This is a genomic window from Chitinophaga ginsengisegetis (assembly GCF_900168065.1).
Taxonomy (GTDB): domain Bacteria; phylum Bacteroidota; class Bacteroidia; order Chitinophagales; family Chitinophagaceae; genus Chitinophaga; species Chitinophaga ginsengisegetis.
In genome coordinates this window covers 56,819-77,026 of record NZ_FUZZ01000006.1, presented here as the reverse complement: position 1 = coordinate 77,026, position 20,208 = coordinate 56,819, and the positions used below count along the sequence as shown (strand labels likewise).

At 44.3% G+C, this 20,208-nt stretch carries 10 protein-coding genes; 6 read left to right on the top strand and 4 right to left on the bottom strand.

Annotated features, from left to right (window positions below):
• Positions 1 to 10: 10 nt before the first annotated feature.
• Positions 11 to 3,148: a SusC/RagA family TonB-linked outer membrane protein gene (locus B5Z18_RS29530; protein WP_079473178.1), complete on the bottom strand. Its 3,138-nt coding sequence runs from the start codon at positions 3,146 to 3,148 to the stop codon at positions 11 to 13.
• Positions 3,149 to 3,691: 543 nt separating this feature from the next.
• Between B5Z18_RS29530 and B5Z18_RS29525 the strand changes: the two genes are divergently transcribed.
• From B5Z18_RS29525 to B5Z18_RS29500, 6 genes are all read left to right on the top strand, one after another.
• Positions 3,692 to 4,549 (top strand): fumarylacetoacetate hydrolase family protein, encoded by an 858-nt coding sequence (locus B5Z18_RS29525; RefSeq protein WP_079473177.1) that lies wholly within the window; start codon positions 3,692 to 3,694, stop codon positions 4,547 to 4,549.
• 3 nt (positions 4,550 to 4,552) lie between these two features.
• Positions 4,553 to 5,308: an SDR family NAD(P)-dependent oxidoreductase gene (locus tag B5Z18_RS29520; RefSeq protein WP_079473176.1), complete on the top strand. Its 756-nt coding sequence runs from the start codon at positions 4,553 to 4,555 to the stop codon at positions 5,306 to 5,308.
• 42 nt (positions 5,309 to 5,350) lie between these two features.
• The gene (locus B5Z18_RS29515) at positions 5,351 to 7,111 is read left to right on the top strand and encodes an amidohydrolase family protein (protein WP_079473175.1); all 1,761 of its coding nucleotides are present in this window, start codon (positions 5,351 to 5,353) and stop codon (positions 7,109 to 7,111) included.
• Between the two features lie 14 nt (positions 7,112 to 7,125).
• Positions 7,126 to 9,012, top strand: a complete 1,887-nt coding sequence (locus tag B5Z18_RS29510; RefSeq protein WP_079473174.1) for an NHL repeat-containing protein — start codon at positions 7,126 to 7,128, stop codon at positions 9,010 to 9,012.
• Between the two features lie 44 nt (positions 9,013 to 9,056).
• Entirely contained in the window at positions 9,057 to 10,442 is a 1,386-nt protein-coding gene (locus B5Z18_RS29505; protein ID WP_079473173.1) for a DegT/DnrJ/EryC1/StrS family aminotransferase, read from the top strand.
• Between the two features lie 85 nt (positions 10,443 to 10,527).
• Positions 10,528 to 11,910, top strand: a complete 1,383-nt coding sequence (locus tag B5Z18_RS29500) for a DegT/DnrJ/EryC1/StrS family aminotransferase (protein ID WP_079473172.1) — start codon at positions 10,528 to 10,530, stop codon at positions 11,908 to 11,910.
• A gap of 107 nt (positions 11,911 to 12,017) precedes the next feature.
• Here B5Z18_RS29500 and B5Z18_RS29495 read toward each other — a convergent pair whose 3' ends face one another.
• The 3 genes from B5Z18_RS29495 to B5Z18_RS29485 all read right to left on the bottom strand — a co-directional run bounded on the left by B5Z18_RS29495 (position 12,018) and on the right by B5Z18_RS29485 (position 19,988).
• On the bottom strand, positions 12,018 to 15,077 hold the full coding sequence (locus tag B5Z18_RS29495; protein WP_159454479.1) for a heparinase II/III domain-containing protein: 3,060 nt from the start codon (positions 15,075 to 15,077) through the stop codon (positions 12,018 to 12,020).
• A gap of 139 nt (positions 15,078 to 15,216) precedes the next feature.
• Positions 15,217 to 16,767, bottom strand: a complete 1,551-nt coding sequence (locus B5Z18_RS29490) for a RagB/SusD family nutrient uptake outer membrane protein (RefSeq protein WP_200817389.1) — start codon at positions 16,765 to 16,767, stop codon at positions 15,217 to 15,219.
• A gap of 110 nt (positions 16,768 to 16,877) precedes the next feature.
• Positions 16,878 to 19,988: a SusC/RagA family TonB-linked outer membrane protein gene (locus B5Z18_RS29485; RefSeq protein WP_200817388.1), complete on the bottom strand. Its 3,111-nt coding sequence runs from the start codon at positions 19,986 to 19,988 to the stop codon at positions 16,878 to 16,880.
• Between the last annotated feature and the right edge of the window lie 220 nt (positions 19,989 to 20,208).

Here is a 20,208-nt window from a genome sequence, read left to right as displayed (position 1 = left end):
TTTTACTGGATTAAAAAGAAAGATTCACCCCAAAGGAATAGGTACCGAATAAAGGATAATTGTGTCCTACACTGTTCATACTTTCAGGATTGAAAGTATTTGAGAAAATACCCAGCTTATCCCAGGTCAGGATATCCTGTGCGCTGAAAAATAAACGAAGCCGGCTAACATGTACTTTCTCCAGTAGCTGCTTAGGCAAACTATATCCTACCTGGATGTTCTTCAGGCGCATATACGCTCCGTTCATTGTCCATTTATCAGAAGTCAGGTAGCTGGCAGTGCCGGTTCTGGGGCGGGGGAACGCCGCATTCCTGTTATCTTCCGTCCAGTAATCAAGATGCATTTTCAGCGGAATTATCCAACTGCCGGTAGAGGGATGTATAGCATCTGTTTCAGCCAGGAAAGTATTCTGCAGCACTCCCTGCAAGAATACCTGGAGATCAATTCCTTTCCAGCCAACAGAGCCTGTCCAGCCAAATGTATAACGTGGTTGGTTGGTACCAAGATACACCAGGTCGCCCCGTTTGTTAACGGTTCCTGCGCCGTTATTAAGGATACCATTACGGTCTTTGTCTACATATTTCACATCGCCGATGCCAATCAGGCTGCTGTAGAAAGGTGAATTATCGAGATCTTTTTGATTCTGAATATATCCATCGGTCTGATATCCCCAGATAGTATTTAAAGGATACCCTTCCAGTAACGAAACTGTTCCCAGCCACACGCTATTGTTATTGTTGTATTTAAGCAGCTTGTTCTGGTTGTCGGATAAGTTGAAAGAGACGCCGTAATCGATACCACTTTCTGTCCTGTCTGCATAGGTCAACTGCACTTCCCAGCCCCAGGAACGGAGCCGGCCTCCGTTGATAACGGGGGCATCGATTCCTAATATCACCGGTAATTGCTGGGGCACCAGCATGTTGTTATTATGTTTCACATAATAATCAAAGCTGACATTCAGTTTGCTCCTGAGCAATCCCAGATCAACTCCTATATTGGAAGTTTCCAGTGTTTCCCAGGTTAATGTTGCCGACGGAATGGCGCCATTATAGAAATAAGTGGACTTTGTTTCTGTGTTTCCTAAAACAACATTGGAGCCCTGAGACAATTTATCAATAAAATCGTACTGTCCGATGATGCCACCTTCAGCGCTTCCGAGACGGCCCCAGGAACCCCTGATTTTAAATTCCGAGAACACGGACTTCATCGTTGCGAACCAGGGTTCATTCTGTAACTTCCATCCGGCAGATACTGCAGGGAATACCTTTGTTCTTCGTCCAGGAGAGAGGCGGGAGCTTTCGTCTGACCGAAGCGTAGCTTCCACCAGGAATTTGTCCCTGAACACATAATTAAACCTGCCAAATACAGACTGAAAGGCGGAGGTGCTGATATAATCCGAATTACCCCTGGTGAGACTATTTCCCAGGTTGAGGGTACCCAGATCATTGCTCACCAGGCTGCTGGCCGAAGCGCCCAGATATTGATACCGGTTATCATTCCACTGGTAGCCTCCCAACAGATGAAAACTATGATCCTTTCCAAATGACCAGTCGTAATCAGCCAAAAACTGCACATTACTATTCCAGTTACTTGAAACGCTTCGGTCAAATGAATTGGGGTCCTGGAGTTTTTCTCCCGGCACAGATCTGAACCAGGTTTGTACTGTTTTATAGAAACTTGCCGTTTCGTTATTGTAATATTGTCCGCCATATTTCACCGTAAGGTCCAGGCCTTTAACCAGCCAGTCTTTTGACTGCATCGTAAAAACCCCATCCAGGTTCCTGCCCAGTGATTTAATCTGTCCGCCTGCATCCAGGATAGCATAGGAGGTGATACCCGAAGCAGAATTGTCGTGATAACGGCCTTCAGGTGTCCGTAAAGGATTACGGTTGCGGAACCGGTAAATTACGTTTAACAGGCTGGTGCTCCAGGTGCCATCAGGTGTAATCGTAGGTTGCAACATATCCGTAACATTAAAACCCACCCTTGCATCAAAAGTTATTTTATCGGTGATCTGGGTGCCAACGTTTATGCGCGCATTATACCGCTTAAACTTATCGGGACCTATTTTAAAGAGCCCATTTTGATTAAATAACCCGAGAGACATCAGATAATGTGTTTTCTCTGTTCCTCCTCTTACGGAAAAATTATGGGTAGACATAGCACTGTTATCACGAAGTATCTGACCTATCTGGCTTTTGGAATTATAATAAACATACCGGGTGGTGTCATTGGGGTCTACATAATTCTGTAAGCCTAAACGGACGCGGTTAATATCGGTGGAGGAATAGCCAGGGCTTCCGCCTGAATTGGCGGCAGAAACGTTCACATATAACATTTCTTCCAGCAGACTTAATTTTTCCGGAACGTTCTGTGGCTTCTGGGCGGAGAGCAGATTGGAATATTCAAACACAGGTTTCCCGGCTTTCCCTTTTTTTGTAGTAATGATCATAACACCGCCGGCTGCCTGTGCGCCATAAATGGATGCAGCTGCGGCATCTTTCAGCATGGTGACACTCTCAACATCATTAGGGTTCAGTGTAAGTAATACGGTAGTTGATGCTGCGATTCCATCCAATATTACCAGGGGGCTTACGCCTCCATTTGCTGAGGTGGCTCCCCGGATCTGAATCCCAAAATTTTCTGCGCCGGGCTGTCCTGAAGTCCTGGTAATCACCAATCCTGCAGCAGATCCCTGTAATGCGCCTGCCAGTGTTGTGATGGGCCTGTCTTCAATCATTTTAGCGTTAACTGTAGATACGGCGCCTGTCATATTGATTTTTTTCTGCGTGCCATAGCCTACAACTACCACATCATTCAGGGTGGATTTAGAGGCGCCTAGTTTAGCAGCAATAAAAGTCTGGTCTTTAACGGGGATCAATAAGACTTCGTACCCGATAGAGGTGAACTGCAATATATCAGAAGACAATGCTTCAATTGTGAACATCCCTTCCTGATTAGTTGCAGCACCGGTCTTTTTATTTTGCAGACGCACGGTTACGCCGATTACAGGCTGGCCGGTTTGAGCATCTACTACTTTCCCCCGGATGGTGTGAGGGACATCCTGTGCTATTACATAGCCTCCAAGAAATTGAAAGAATACGAGCATCGGCATAAACGCCAACAGGCGGAATAGATGTTTTTTCATGATCTATTTATTGTTGAATAAATACTAGGTATTGAAGAACAGTGCTTGCTGTTAAAATTCTGGCCGTTTTTTTTCTGCCGGACATACTATTCCCGCAGGCCTGATTACAGGTTTTAAATTGTACTTGAGACGTTGGTTGATGCTTTTAATTACAAACGGATCGCGATCCTCTTTTGTCTAACATTCATCTATTGCTTACAAATATAATTTACTTTTGAATACATTTTTAGTTTTTTATAAATAAATCACATTATTTTTTACGTTATATATTCTCCGGTACAGAAAGACCTAAAAAGCCATTAAAATTGGCTACACGCCTGCTATAGTCCATAGCACAATCATAACAGCCGGTGCTTTTGTGCTATAAAACAATACTTGCCATCTATGGAAAAACAACACTTTTAATTTGTTTGGCCATTAATTGTATTCATAGTAAATTTATTTTTGTATACATTTATAGTCAATAATCACATACACAATAAAAGCCATCCACATTACAGTTACCTGGGAGGCATTAATAATTTATCAACCATAATATTTTATATGAAACTTATCCGCTTTGGGGAAGCCGGTAAAGAGAAACCCGGCATACTAGACGAGAAAAACATCAGGCGGGACCTGTCAGCCATATTCGAAGACTGGAACCATTCCTTTTTCCAGCACGAGGGCATACGTGAATTGATGGCGATACAACAGAAAGACAATTTCCTTTCTTTCCCCGTGGTACCTGATAGTGAACGGTGGGGAGCCTGTATTGCACGTCCCGGCAAGGTGATATGTATTGGGCTTAATTACTCGGATCACGCCATGGAATCAGGTATGCCCATTCCGGATGAACCCATCGTTTTCCTGAAAGCAGCCAACACCGTGGTGGGGCCCTATGACCCGGTTTTCATCCCACGGAACAGTAATAAAACAGACTGGGAAATAGAAATCGGGATCGTCATCGGCAAAAACGCCACCTATCTTGAAAACGAAGAAGATGCAAAATCACATATTGCCGGATACTGCATCTCCCACGATGTGTCTGAACGGGCATTTCAACTGGAACGGGGCGGACAGTGGACAAAAGGGAAGTCCTGCGACACCTTCAACCCAACAGGCCCTTTCCTGGTTACTCCACACGAAATAACGGACCCTCAATCCATATCCATGCGCCTTACTGTTAACGGAGAACAAATGCAGTCAGGAAATACGTCCAGAATGATTTTTTCCATGAATCATATCGTCCACTATCTCTCTCAATTCATGACACTGGAAGCAGGAGATCTTATTTCCACAGGTACACCTCCCGGCGTGGGACTTGGACTTAAGCCCCAGCGGTTCCTTAAAGCCGGGGATATTGTTGAGTTATGGGCAGAGGGGCTCGGATATCAGAAACAAACACTCATTCAATCATAATATATGAACACAAGATTTAACAACCAGGTAGCATTAATTACCGGTGCTGCAGACGGCATTGGCAAAGCAATTGCAGCACGTATAGCATCAGAAGGCGCCACCGTTGTGCTGCTGGACATTAACAGATCCCTGCTGGAAAAAACGGCAGCGGAATTTCGTGAGGCGGGTTATCGTGTAACTACACAAATCGCGGATATTGCCAATGAAAATGAAGTGAGTGATGCCATTAACAAGGTACTACAGGATCATGGAAAACTGGATATCATGGTGAATTCCGCCGGTATCGTTGGTCCAACCTCTACTCCTATTGCAGACTATCCTGCAGATGCATTTGACAAGATATATAACATTAATCTCCGTGGCAGTTTCCTCATGACGAAATATGCAGTCCAGGCAATGGAAAAAAACGGGTATGGCAGGATATTGCTCATGGCGTCTATCGGTGGAAAAGACGGAAATCCTAACATGTGCGGCTACTCTTCCATGAAGTCAGGTGTAATTGGCCTTGTAAAAGGTGTCGGCAAAGAATATGCAACCCGTAACATTACCGTAAACGGATTAGCGCCTGCAGTGATTAAAACTGCCATGAACGAAAACACCTCCCCTGAACAACTTGCTTATATGACCGCTAAAATACCCATGAACAGACTGGGCACAGTGGAGGAAGTAGCCGCCATTGCAGCGTGGATCATTTCGCCGGAAGCCAGTTTCAACACGGGGTTCATCTTCGATATTTCAGGAGGCAGAGCTACCTATTAGTCGTACTCCCCTGAGATCGATTCATCTTCAAAAAGGAAAAATATGTCAGAAAACAATTTGTCCAGACGGAACTTTCTCCGGATCAACTCTCTTGCGGGCGTCGGCTTAGCACTCAGTCAGGCAATACCATTCTCTGCACTGGCTAACAACCTGCAAACAAATGCCGGCCACAAACCAGTACGTTATTTTGATGCCTTTACGTGCATTGGTCCCCGTAAATACAAACATCTTGCTGAGCCCTGGAAACTTTCCGAACTTATTTCGGAAATGGAACACTGTTCGGTATCGGGCGCACTGGTGTCGTATACCATGAGTACTTTTTACGATGCCATGTACTCCAACCTGGAGCTGAGCAATATGCTAAAGCCATACTCCCATCTATTTGCTGTATGGAATGTTATGCCCGCTCTTACCAATGAATTCCCTTCTGCGGAGGAACTCGGCCGCAAAATGCAGGAACATAATGTCCGCGCCGTTTCCATTCATCCGGCTACAAATGGCTGGAACTGGAAAGCAACCTATCAACAGGATATTCTTCGTTGGCTGAATGAGCAACAGGTACTGACCATTATACAGCTATCTGAAATTGGTGACTGGCAAGACCTGGAGGAACTGCTTCTGCAATTCCCAAAAATACCGGTACTGATAACGGGCGTTTACTGGAGTGACCAGCGGAACCTCATTCCGATGATGGAAAACCATTCTAATCTGCATTGCACATTTGATTGTTTGCAGAACATGTACGGAATCGAATACATGTATAGTAAAGGACTGGTAAAGCAGATGGTGTTCGGCACCAATGCCCCTATCATGTCTGTTGGCGCCCACAGGACATTTATCGACTATGCAGAAATTCCGGAAGACGCGAGAGCCCTGATCGCAGGAGGCAATCTTACCAGGTTACTGAAAGGCCAGCAGCCTGAAAAAGAATATGTGAACAAACAGGAAGATGAACTGATGGCCGCCATCAGGCATGGCAGGCCAGTGCCTTCACCTATCATAGACATGCATATGCATATGCTCCATGAAGGAATGAATGGCGCAGGCTGGAGCTATACAATGGAAAACGGGGACCCTAAAGGAGTTTTCGCCCTTACCAAAAAACTGGGTTATGCGGGCGGAGGATTCATGAGCTGGAACGGCGTGGTAAGCGTAGATACACCAGCCGGAAATATCACTACCGGCAAAGCATTGGACATAGCTCCCCCGGGATACTGGGGACTGGCGAACTTTGACCCCACGCATTATACGCAGAATGAATTAAGTAAAATGATCCCGGCCTTGTATGAAAAGGACGCACGTTTCATTGGCATGAAGCCCTATCACTATATTGGTGTAAACTATGACGATCCTTCCTGGGAGCAGTGGTGGAAATATGGTAATGATCATCATTTCTATGCCCTGCTGCATTCCCAACGCGGTGACATGGGAGAATATGAAACCCTGGCGGCCAAATATAAGAACGTCAGGTGGCTCGTCGCACATTCCGGGCAAAGCTATGACTATGCAGATAAAGTAATTGCCGCGATCAAAAAATTCCCGAACATCTATGCGGAGATCACGCTAACCTCTGTTCCTTCGGGCATCATCGATTACCTCGTTGCGGGCGCCGGAGCAGACAAGGTATTATATGGCTCAGATCTGCCCATGAGAGATCCAAGACCACAACTGGGATGGGTTGTTTTTTCCCGCTTGCCTGTTGCCATCAAACGCAAGGTACTTGGCGAAAATGCCATGCAGGTCATAAAACCATGTATGGACAGACTTCCAAAATACAACAGACCGGTTATAAATAACAAGTAAACCTTCCACACAACATGAACAGAAGAAACTTCTTAAACCAGACCGGAAAAGCAGGCCTTTCTATAATGGTTTTATCCCTGGCCGGCGACCTTGCTTTTGCCGCTGAACCACAAACAGGAAAACCTGTGCTGGCTGGCCAACCATGCCGCAACTTCAATATCCTGGCCCGGACTTCCGTGATAGATCCCAAAGACAACCGGGAGAAATTCCTGCTTTCCAACTTTGCGGATGGTGAAACAGGCAACATTATCCTCATAGATGTTAAAACCGGAAAGGGTGAAAATTTCCCGTTACCTGTAGGAGCTGGCGCCTGGGGACTTGTTAACTGGCATGATAATAAAATCATTGTCGGCACCTGCACCGAACAGGCATATCTTCACGTATTTGATCTGAAGAAAAGAAAATGGGCAGAGCCGATTATTTCAAAGGGAGAATCATACTTCTGGCAAATGGGCCTGGCATCAGATGACAAAGTTTATGGCGGCACCTATCCTGGTTGCACACTAACGCAATATGATCCTGCTACCAACGAATTCAGGAACCTGGGTAAGGTCAGTAACAATCCTGAAAACCAATACAGCCGGCCGGTGTATTGCCAGGCGCCCGGATATGTGTTTGTCTGGTATGGTTTCAATACGAAAGGCATAAAAGTATATCACATCAATTCGGGGAAAATAGAAGACTTCGGCGAACCGGATGATACGATCAAGGAAGTGAACACTGAGTTCATCTGTGTTGAGAGAAAGGCAGGGTTGGCATTTTATGATGCAAAAACGCTACAACCTTTACCAACAGAAGGCTACGAAGAAAAAATGGAAAAAACACATATAAAGATTCAGAATGGTGAATGGTGTTCTTTCATTACTTTGAAAAATGGCCGGCTGGCGGGGGTTCGCGGGCAGGACTATTTCATTACCGATGCTCCGAAAAATAATGCAGACTATTCCACTCCGGTTAATGTAGCATTAAAACGCATACCAGTAGAAGCTCCCCCCACAACCATCATGTCTCTGACACATGACGAAGACGGCAAAATATGGGGCTCCTGCGGTTTTGGCCAAACCATTTTTTCCTTTGACCCTAAAACAAAAAAATACTGGAACTCAGCGGCAGTTTGCAAAAATGGAGGGGAAGTCTATGGAATGGTTTTCGCCAACAAACAACTGCACTTATCCGCTTACGTAGGAGGCGACCTGATGATTTATGATCCCAAACAACCGTGGGATCAACTGGGTAATAAAAACCCAAAGCTGGTTGGAAGCGTGGCGCCTGATCTCATAAGACCTGAAGCCAAAAGTATCCTCGGGCCGGATGGAAATGTCTGGACCGGCTGGTCGGCCAAATATGGCGTATACGGAGGAGGCTTGTCCAGCGTAAATCCCGTTACACAGGAAGTAAAATCATGGTACGACCCTATTCCGGAACAACAGATAACCGGCATCGCTGCTGATAATGAAAATATCTATTTCACCACTAACGGACATGCCAGCGGATTGCCTTATAACGAAGGTATACAATGTCATTTTGTAGTTTGGAAACCAGGTACCGGTATTGTAAAAGACATCCCTTTTGAAAAAGGTGTTGCCTTAAACAGGGCACTGCTGGCTATTGATGGATTGGTGGTCTTTTCACATAAAAAGGAATTAAGTATTTATGATCCGGGCAAAAAAGAGATCATGAAAACAATCCCGATTGAAGACTATACAGATCTGCTGATCAGATTAAGCAAAGACACCGTGGGTATTTTCACGAATGATGCACTTATTTCCTTAAATGTAAGAACCGGCGCAATGGCAGAGATATGTAAAGTTCCCGGCGAAGTAGGAGCTGCTACAGTATTACCGGATGGAACCGTATACTACTCTGCTAAATCAAAGCTGTATTGCCTGAAACAAGGATAAAAAATTCAGTTAAAATTCAATCTGCCTATTCAAAAAATGTTTTTATGAAATATAATTCTGACAGAAGAGATTTTATTGCAAAAGTTTCTGCCGGCACACTGGCTTACCTGGCAGCATATAGCATTCCTTCTTTTGCGCGTACCTCCAATGATCCGGACAAACTTGCCATACTGGGAGGCGTGCCGGTGAGGGATAATATGACCTGGCCACAGTGGCCATACCGGAACCAGAAAATGATAGATAACCTGACAGAAACCACCAAAAGTGGCATCTGGAGCCGTATTGACGCAGACAAAACAAGGGTATCCCAATGGGAATTAGATTTTGCTGCCATGACAGGTGCCCAATATGCTGTTGCTACCGGCTCCGGTACACAGTCTCTCAGTACCAGCCTCTTTGCCTTAGGCATTGGGCCAGGGGACGAAGTAATCACCTCTCCATACACGGATATGGGCACCGTTTCAGCCATCATTACCTGTCACGCCCTCCCTGTATTTGTGGATCTTGATCCCCTGTCTTTTCAACTGAATGCAAAAGATGTAGAAAATAAAATAACAGCGCGGACGAAAGCAATTATACCGGTGCATATGTTAGGCGCACCTTGTGAAATGGAACCAATTATGGCCATTGCAAAAAAACACCGGCTTTATATAGTAGAAGATGCTGCGCAGGCGCACCTGGCGTCTTACAAAGGTCAAAAGGTGGGAAATATCGGTAACCTTGGCTGCTTCAGCTTTCAGGGGAGCAAGCAGGTATCCTGTGGCGAGGGCGGAGCTGTTATCGGCAGCGACAAACAACTGATGGACAAAGTATATACCGTGATGAATCACGGTACTGCCAGAACCCCGATGGTGGACGCTAATGGGAAAATTCTCGGTGATCATGTGCGTATCGGTCCAAAATACAGGATGAATGAATTTCAGGCCTCCGTATTGAATGGCCAGCAGGACACCATCCAGCAACGCTTTGACACACGAAATAATAACGCCATCTATCTCCGTGAGCAATTAAAGGATTTCCCGGGGCTGAAAGTGCAAAAAATGTTTGAAGGAACAGATAGTGCCTCTTATTACCTGTTTGGCATGAGTTATCAGAAAGAGCATTTTAATAATGCAGACAGGAGCCTCTTCCTGAAAGCCATTGGAGCAGAAGGCGTAGGTCTCTCAGGATATATTTCCCAGGGATTACACAGAGAACCCTGGACCGGCTACATTATGGAGCAACAGGGATATAAATCAATGTTTGGAAAAAAGAGGCTGCAGCAATGGAAGGAAAGCCTGTATCTGCCGGAATGCGATAAAGCATGTGGGCAGATGGCAGGGCTTTATGCTGTTGGCACATTGCTGGGAACAAGAAAAGACATGGATTCCATAATAGCAGCGATCATGAAGGTACATAAGAATCGTGATCAGCTGGCCAAACTGGCCTGAATTAACGCAATGCCGTACCAAGTCTTGCGTACAATTACGGGCTTTACATCCATAATAATTAACAATGCTCTAAAACAGCTTTCACATGTCAAGTCAAAAATATTCCAGGCGGGCATTCATCAGGAAAAATGGCCTGGGGGGATTGGGCTTATTAGCTGCTTCCAGTTTGCTCTCCAATACAATTATCGATTGCACAAATATTAAAGGAAGGCCAGCAATACTGGACGGCAGCGCAATAAGAAAAGGCAAAACCTGGCCCGACTGGCCTATCTGGAACCCGGAAACAGACAGCAGCCGTATTGATGCAGTTTTAAAAAGTGGGGTATGGTCGCGCGCAACTGTGGTGAGTGAATTTGAAAAAAAATGGGCGGAAACAGTAGGCGCCAGAAGATGTGTAACCGTTGTAAACGGAACAAATGCTTTAACAGTAGCACTTAATCAGCTTGGTGTTACTGTGGGAGATGAAGTATTGGTTCCACCCTATACTTTTATAGGCACTATCGTTGCCATTATTAACAATGGCGCAATGCCCGTATTTGTAGATACCAACAGGGAAACCTTTCAGATAGATGTCAGCAAAATTGAAGCAAAAATCACCTCCCGGACCAAAGCTATTCTGCCTGTACATGTACTGGGATTACCGGCCGATATGAATGCGATAATGACTATTGCACGAAAACATAACCTGTTTGTAATTGAAGACGCCTGCCAGGCGCCATTGGCAGAAATCAATAACCAGCAGGTAGGTACATTTGGAAATGCAGGCTGTTATAGTTTTCAAAATTCTAAAAATCTGCCCGTGGGGGAAGGTGGCGCTATTGTGAGCAATAACGAAAACTTCATCGACAGATGTTATTCGTACCACAATTTCGGCTATCCGTATGGTTCGGTTACCGGGGCACCGGACGCCGGCGCCCTGAGACAGGGGAACAAATTGAGATGGACCGAATACCAGGCAGCCATCGGGCTGGCACAACTGGTCCGCTTCCAGGAACAAACCAATCTCCGCAACACAAATGCGGCCTATCTGCGTTCAAAAATTGAGTCCCTCCCTGGTATTATCCCTTATAAGCTTTCACCTGGTGTTACGCGTCCTACTTTTCACCTGTTTGCGTTCCGGTACCAAAAAGAAGCCTTTGGTGGTTTATCGCGGACCGGCTTTATCAATGCGCTGAATGCAGAAGGCATACCTGCTTCCGCCGGCTATACACCGTTGAATACACAACCTTATCTAAGCGAGGTATTTCAATCGTCGCTTTATAAAAAAGTATATCCGAAAAAAATGCTGAACATTCAATCATATAACAGCAACAACCATTGCCCGGAAAATGATATACTATGTAATGAAGAGGCGGTATGGCTGTTTCAAAACCTGTTGCTGGGAAACAGGTCAGATATGGACGATATTGCAGCAGCTATTGAGAAAACGCATGCCAATGCTGAGCAAATAAAAAAAAGTATTGGTTAACAGATGGAGTAATTCCCTGAATTTCCTTCAGAAGTATGTTAAGATGGATGAGTAACGTATTATCCATCTTAACATAAATTTCCGAGATTCACTTCGCCGCAACTACACTACTTTTCCACCCATGAAAACATGGGGTGTATAATAATTTTTTCGCCTGTTCCCACATTGCTGATCCATAGATCATTCCCTTTACGTATAGTCAGTTTCCCCGTCGTTTCAATTTCTCCGTCTTCTGTTAACCGCGTAATTACACCCTGCGGCTGAAAGCCGGCATCCAGCAGTGTAGCGCCTTTATACAAAGCTGCAAAGGGAAGCGTAGTTTCCGTATAAATCTTCCTGTTATCTATGCTGTCAGCGGTTAATCTGCCAATTAACAGATCATCTGAAGTTTTAATCTTCAATATACCGTTCCTGTATTCAGCGATGGCTACAGGATGTACTGTTTTTCTATAAGTATTATAAACGTGCACAATTTGCTGCTCATATTTCGCGGCATCTGTAACGGGCCTGCCGGGCATAATACTGATAGTATTATTTTTAACGTCTACAGCAGATATAATACCTTCCACTACAGATGATCTGAACACCCGGTTTTTCCATTTAAGGAAAGTACCGTTTGTATAATATACCCGGTGTAGTTTTTTCCCGGCGCCCAGTGTTACTACTGCAGTAGTAGCATCTGTTTCTATGTCTAACGCAGGAATATACTTCACAGCATTACCGGTATCGTTTATAACAATTTCAACAAAATGATCTCTGCTTATTTTCACAGCACGGGCATCTCCGCCCCGAATGGGCAGTTTCTCCAAATGGCTGATAAAGGGAACAGCAGCAAATGGCTCCCATACGCTTGTAAAAATACTTTTTAAAGTGTCCTGTTCGCCAGCGGATTTACCTTGTACCAGCAGGTATTTAATAATATAATCTTTCGCACGTGGTTTGTTAAAAGCGTCCGCTTTAAAAACCCTTTGTTCTTTGTCGGGCAATACATGTATACGTAACCTGGCGCTGCTATCGTTGATATGTGCAAATTCTGTAACAGAATAGTTACTTTTCAGCTGCTGCACATTAAACAAGTGCTGATAGCCAGATCCCCGGTATGACCCATAACTGCCGGTGTATCCCGGCGCATTCATTTTTTGATTGTCATATATTTCACCAGGCTTTATATCTGGTCCGGCAAAAGTTCCCGGCTGTATTCCACTCCATTTTCCCTGAATGGCTTTCTCCGTCCCGGGAGGTCCGTGTAAGGAGTAATCGTGCTGATGCCCTCCGGTTACTCTGAAAAAATCAACAAAATAACTCCTTCCGGTATCGGCATCCACCATAACAACATTTCTACGGTACTCGCTGACCTGGCCGTAAGGTAATGTTGATGCATCCATACTTCTTGCAAAAGTACCATCAGAAAAACTATGCAGGTTTCCCGCTGTGTTAAGGTATTGCTCCTGTGCATCTACCACCACAGTACTATGAGAAACGGTATTCGTGGACCAGGTATAAACTTCCTTTACAAATTCATTCATCGCATCCGGATAACCCAAATCAGGCATCATTTTCTGGCCATTTGCAAACAATTCCACATTTAAAAAATCCCAATGATAATGCGTTCCTTTATACCCATAATTAAATGAAACACCTATGTTATCATTTTTATTATTAAGAATCCCCATGCCATATCCTGCCAGCAAACGGGTATTCTCCGGAGCAAGCGCTATTTTTTCCCGAAGCGTATCTTTAATTACATGTCTGAATAATGACTGGTAGGAATTAAAAGAGTTATCACCGGTTTTATCCATGAACTTCAACCAGTTTAAAAATTCAGATGTTCCGTAATTTTCATAAGCTACCTGGTAAATGTTGCTGTTTAATCCTACAATGCCACCCAGGGTACTGCCGGAATCGCCGATATCGGGCGTATATTTTTTTGCGACCACCATCTGCAAAGGGCTTTCAAACATCATTCTCATCCTGGTTTCTCCAAACAGGTCTTTCCCGGCCCTTTTTAACAATGCGCCCAGCACAGCAAGTTTCTCCACTGTTAGAATATTATAACCGGGAGATTCGAGTGGCGTACCATCCCTGAAAATCATATTGTACAAAGCATATCGAATACCGGTTTGTACCCGGCTTACGCCTGGCTCGTCGACCATTTTATGGATATACTTTCCGGTTTCCATAAACTGCCGGGCAAGCAACACATATAATAATGCCGCCTGATGCATACCATAATTACCCTGTATCTTAAATTCCTGGTATGCGTCCACCGCTTCTTCCAGCACATTAGCTTCAACAGCGGCCCTTATTTGCCTGCCCGATTTACCATACAGCTTTTGCAGGGCAACATCGTCATCAATACTATCCCATACGGCATCATAGGCTTCTGCAATATTTTGTATAAACCCGGTTTCCCAAATGAGGTTAAAAATTTTTCCGTTATATACTCCTCCCTGCTGCTTTAATATGTAACCATACCTGGATTGATTCGCGTGGTCCATCGAAGGATACACTTCTGCCAGTCTGTATAACATTACGGCGGCTTTATGTGCATATCTTTTATCTCCGGTAAGCAGGTATGCCCGGCCCAGGTTTAATATTGCCGGTTCAATGTAACTTTTCCATAACCAATGATTGGCATATGCTACAAACCAATAGCGTTCACCATCCGGCGCTATCCAGCCCCAGCCACTGTCGGTATAGTCGCCATCCCATCCTTTCTTCTGAGTAAAACCGCTTTTATAATATGCTCCGTAGTCGTTAGACGGATAGGTTTCACCGCCAACAGGACATTTAACCTTAAAGGGCTCGCGGGGATCAATTATCCACGGGTATGTGCCTCCCTTTTTGAATACGGCATCGCCATGCTGCGGACAGCCCAGGGGATTTAAATCAAAAGCACGGGGAACCACTGCATCTGTCAGCAGCGACCTTAAATCTTCATCCTTCCATCCTAGCCATTGATTTGCCTCCTGTACAATTCCATCTCTTATATTACCAGCTTTAACATAATGCTGTATGTTGTTCAAAGCTACCTGCACATCTTTCTCTGTGTAAATCATCCGGTTTTGCTTCAACGGGTATCCGGGCTCACGTTCAGGCTTTGCAACATAGGCAGGAATCTCCGCCGGTTTTCCTTTCTCCTGCGCCAACACACAGGTTGGTATCAATATATGCAGTCCAATAAGAACACTATAAAAAAAACCGGACTTAATCATTATGCTTATTTTTTTTGCGATATGTTTAATAAGAATACCTGGCATAAAACTAATTATGCCAGGCGCTGATAAGAGAAAAATTATACAATAACTACCAATTCGGATTTTGTACCAGGTTAGGATTAAGCGCAAGTTCATTTACAGGAAAAGGCCACAAATAATCTCTCTGAGAGTTAAATGAACGGGATGCTCCGCTTTGTGCCAGAATATAATTGTCGGCCGTAAGTTGTGGAGTGGCTGTTCCAAATCCTCCCGGAAAAAAGTAGCAACCTAATATTGGTTTTGGCAGTACAGTTTCTGCAATTTTCCAACGGATAATATCCCAATACCGGAAGCCTTCCATAGCCAGTTCCACTCTGCGTTCCCTTCTTATTTCTTCCCGCATACTGAGGCTATGGTCAGCCACAAAGGCATTTGTAAGATCAGGCAGGCTTGCCCTGGCTCTTAACAAGTTGATGGAAATTTTCAAATCGGCATCAGTAATATTTCCATTCAATTCATAGGTTGCTTCTGCATAGGTCAACAGTACTTCCGCATACCTGATAACAGGCAGGTCGATAAAAGACTGGTTGTTATTAGGCGGCAGCTGATCTGCTGCATTTACGAATTTGCGATAGCAGAAACCGGTAGTTTGATACACCAGCTGTGGAAAAGTATATGGCGTATTTTGAAAATACTGGTCTCCTTCCTTCATAACAGACGCAGCTAAACGTGCATCGCGATTTACGAATATTTCGGAGTGACGGGTTGGCGCCACGTATAAAGGAGATTTATCTATAGGCAAACCGTCTTTCATAAGGTAAGCATCCACAAGCGACCTGGTTGGATTACAGGCGCCATTGATAATAACACCGATATTGTGACTGAGGATCTGGTCGGTCATGGAGCTACCATATTGTCTTACCAGAATATTCTCGCGATTCTGTCTTCCTTTTCCCGCGTATTGAAACAAATCAAAATAATTGGAAAATAAATCGTGCTCCCCACTTTCCATTACGGCTTTTGCTGCCTGCACGGCAATGGTAAGATGAGCGGTTGGATTACCATAGCTATGAAATTTAGCACGGGTACCTTCATACAATGCCACCCTTGCTTTAAAAGCCAAAGCAGCCGTTTTTGAGATGCGGCCATAGTTAGATCCGGCGCCCAGCGCAGTGGGAGTAGGAAGTATTGCGGCGGCCTCGCTCAGGTCTGAATAAATCAGGCTCACAACTTCTTCACGCGGGGATTTGGCGGCCGTAAGTTCCGCTGCATCCTCTTTCAACGTAGTTTTTATCAGGGGAACATCTCCATATCTTTGTACCAGCGAAAAATATCCCCATGCCCTAAAGAACTTTGCTTCAGCTATATACCTGTCAACCGTTTCCGGTACCACGCCGGCAGCAACAGCATTAACCGATTTTTCTATGATGTTATTAGCTGCCCTGATTAACTGATATGGTGTGGTAAAATCTGATGACGTAGCCGGGGGTTGCCATGTTCCTGAACTGATTTCGTTGGCAACCATTGCAAATCCGTCGTCGGACATATTATCCGCCGTAAGTGGCATGGTGGGCAGAAAAGTATACAGATAGTTGGCTGCCGCTTTGAGATCACTTTCACTTTTCCAAAATGACGCATCACTCACCACATTTTCCGGCATTCTATCAATATTGCATGATGAGAGCAACGCCAAAATGAAAAGTATATTTCGAAATTTAAGTAGTTTCATCTTAATGATTGTTTGCTTAAGGAAATACATAACCAATGATCCTAAAAGGTGATATTTAAACCTATAGACATATTTGAGTACAAAGGATATTGGTATCCTTCCTCATTGCTATATTCAGGGCTGAATGCACCTTTGAAAACTCCAAGATCTGACCAGGTGAGCAAATCCTGACCTGTTACAAATACTCTGGCATTGGATATTTTTATTCTCTGAATAAATGTAGTTGGCAGGGAGTATCCGATCTGCAGGTTTTTCAGGCGGACATATCTTCCGTTTAACACCCATTTATCCGATTTCAGGTAGTTATGTCCTCCACCCAGGAACGGCCGTGGAAATGCAGCATTCCTGTTATCCTCTGTCCAGTAGTCCTTTTGAAAAGACATTGGATTATTCCATTGTGCATCCTGGGGGTTGATGTATTCGGAACTGGGATAAAAGGTCCTTGAGCCTACTCCCTGGAAGAAAAAGGAGAAGTCAATTCCTTTCCAGGCAAATCCACCGGTAATACCAAAAGTGTATCTCGGCTGGTCTGTTCCCAAATAAACCAGGTCGCCATGATCTTCCGGGGTTGCCTTTCCTACATTAATTAATTTATCACCATTGATATCTACATATTTAACATCTCCCGGACCTGTTAAAGCATTTTGAAATGCAGCGTTGTGCACTTCGTCAGCAGACTGGAAATAACCGTTGGTTCTATATCCCCAGATAGAGTTAAGCGGATATCCTTCCAGAATATTTACAATGCCGGCTGATATTACTTTCTGCCCTGCATAGTGTAACAGCTTGTTTCTATTGTCTGACAGGTTAAATCCAATATTGTAACTGAAATTTTCATTAAGCTTATTCTTATGCTGAACTTCTAATTCCCAGCCCCATGATTTTAATTCGCCGTTATTTTTCCTGGGCGTGTTTACTCCAAATGTAGAAGGCAGCAATTGTGGGGTAAGCATGTTACGATTGTACTTAACGTAGTAGTCAGCTGAAACGGTCAATTTGCTTCCAAACAAACCCAGATCCAGACCGCCATTGGTCGTTTCCACGGTTTCCCATGCCAGGCTGGAAGAAGGGACTACATTTTGATAAAAGTACATAGCCCTGGTGCCGCCTAAAACAAGCGAGTTGGCCCTGGCGAGCATATTCAGGTAATCGTAGTTGCCAATAATACTGGCCAACGCGCTTCCCAGCTGCCCCCATGATGCTCTTAACTTAAGTGCCGAAATCAGTTCTGATTGTGGAAACCAGTTTTCTTTGTTAATGTTCCAGCCTGCGGAAACGGCGGGAAATGCTTTTGTTCTTAATCCGGGCGCCAGTCTTGAGCTTTCATCCACCCTCATTGTAGCCTCAAAAAGATATCTGCTGAAATAGCTATAATTCAGTCTGCCGAAATAAGACTGATTCGCGTAAGTACTTATAGACTGACTATTGGTTTTGGTAGCGTCATCTCCGAGGTTTAGTGCCGGAATATCATTGCTCGCGAGGCTTCTGGCAGTTGAATATACCTGTGAATACCTGTAATCTTCAAACTGATAACCACCCATTATATGAAAATCATGATTTTTCCCGAGGTGTAAATCATAATCCAATATCAGCTGCACGTTCTTATTCGTAGTTAAGTCATTTGTTACTTCATATGAGTTGGGGGTATTCAAATAATAGGTAGGCGTGTAACGCTGCCAGGTGGTTACAGTTCTATTAAACAAGTCCCTGTCTCCCCTTACATATTGTCCGCCTAATACAGCCCTGGCTTGCAGCCCCTTTACTAAATTAGCCAGCTTAAAGGTTACAACCCCGTCAAAGTTGTTGTTCTTATAGTTATTATAGCCACCTTCTTTCAAATACGCATAAGCCATGTTGGCGGATCCGCCACCAGCGCCACTAAGCTTTCCGTCCGGAGTAAATATAGGCCACCGCTGCCTATAACGTAATGTCATATTCATTAAGTAAGAAGCGGGTTGCGAAGAAGCTTCCTGATCTGAGTTTGAATAAGCCATCCTCGCGTCCATGGAAAGATAATCGGATAATTGCGCGCCAATATTGATACGTGCATTATATCGTTTCAGCTTATCGGGGCCAATTTTAAAAGCGCCATTCTGATCCATAAAACCAAAAGAAGCCATGTAGTTTATCTTATCCGAACCCCCACGGGCAGAAATGTTGTGTGTTTGCATAGTGGTAAAGTCGCGGATTAACTGATCCACAAAGCTCTTCTGATTGAGATAGATATATTGACTCGTATCTGCCGGGTTAACGAAATATTCAATACCCTTCCTGATATATTCCAGTGTAGCTGAATCGTAAGAAGGTCCGATACCAGCATTTTTGTTAGACAGGTTTGCAAAAGTAGCTTCATCCAGCAAAGACATTCTTTGCGGAACATCCTGCATCCAGCTTTTCCCATATCTGCCGGAATATTCAAAAACTGTTTTCCCTGATTTCCCTTTCTTGGTGGTAATCAATATAACGCCACCGGCAGCCTGCGCTCCATATATGGCGGCGGCGGCGGCATCCTTCAGCACACTCATGGTTTCAACATCTTCAGGATTCATGGTTTGCAATGTGCTTATAGGAACTGTTACTCCATCCAGGAGTACCAGTGGGTCAACATTACCATTGGCAGAAGTAGCGCCTCTGATCTGCAGAGCAACGTTTTCGCTTCCGGGCTGTCCTGACGTTCGTGTAACAATCAATCCGGGCGAAGTTCCCTGCAACGCACTGGCAAGGTTACTTACGGGCCTGCCTTCAATAGCTTTAGCATCTATGGTGGAAACAGCGCCGGTAAGGTTCACCTTTTTTTGTGTACCATAGCCGACTACTACTACCTCTCCTAAAGCAGATTCTTTGGAAGACAGCACAACATCGATTACGTTTCTTCCACCAACCGTTTCCTGTGCGGTGCCATAACCGGTAAAAGAAACAACTAATACGTCGTTCTCCTTCAGTTTTAATTTTAACTGTCCTTCCGCATTGGTGGTACCACCCGATTTTGTACCCTTTACGATAATGTTCACGCCCAAAAGTGGGCTCCGGTTGGCTCCATCTGTTACCCTCACGGTGACTTCTCTTGAAGTTTGTGCAAACGTGTGGAACGGACTACAGATTGCCGCAAGGGCAATAATGATTCGAAATAAACATCTTTTTGACTTCATCATAAGTCATTGGTTTGGTTGATAAAAAAATAATTACAGATCTCGACTCACAACATTTTACTTAGGAATGCAGGCGCATAAATAATTAGACGGAATTAGTTTAGTCTGGCGAGATTAAATGTAGTCAATTTTTGCTTACAAATATCATTGTATTTAGTATGCAAAATGTGTTATTTACATTAACTTATTCACACATGCGTTTAAAACGAAAAATCAAACGGCT